This window comes from Erwinia oleae (assembly GCF_000770305.1).
Lineage (GTDB): Bacteria > Pseudomonadota > Gammaproteobacteria > Enterobacterales > Enterobacteriaceae > Erwinia > Erwinia oleae.
This window is the reverse complement of record NZ_JNVB01000182.1, coordinates 1-392: the sequence shown is the minus strand read 5'-3', so window position 1 is coordinate 392 and position 392 is coordinate 1. Positions and strand designations below refer to the sequence as shown.

Here is a 392-nt window from a genome sequence, read left to right as displayed (position 1 = left end):
GCCCAACGTGAAGAAGAGGATCTGCTCTGGTTGACGCAGGAAGCAAAAGCGCGCGGGCTACGCGTGGCGTTTGAGGCGATGGCCTGGAGTACGCACATCAATACACTCCCGAAGGCATGGCGGCTGGTGGAGAATATTAATGAAGCGGCTCTGGGACTGGTGGTGGACGCGTTTCATCTCTTTGCCCGCAGGCGCACCGCTGCCGATCTGGCGAATATACCCGTGGAGAAGATTTTTCTCGTGCAGCTTTCCGACCTGGCCGTGACGCCCGAGAGCGACGCGCTGTCAGAGACCGCCCGCCATCGTCGCCTGCTGCCCGGCGAGGGCAATTTCCCGCTGAGCACCCTGCTTGGCTGCCTTTCTGAAAAAGGCTACAACGGGCCGCTGGGGCT

General features: G+C 61.2%; 1 protein-coding gene. It reads left to right on the top strand.

Going from position 1 to position 392, the window contains the following annotated elements:
• On the top strand, positions 1-392 hold a 392-nt coding region (locus GS12_RS22860; protein ID WP_034951371.1), incomplete at both ends, for a sugar phosphate isomerase/epimerase family protein.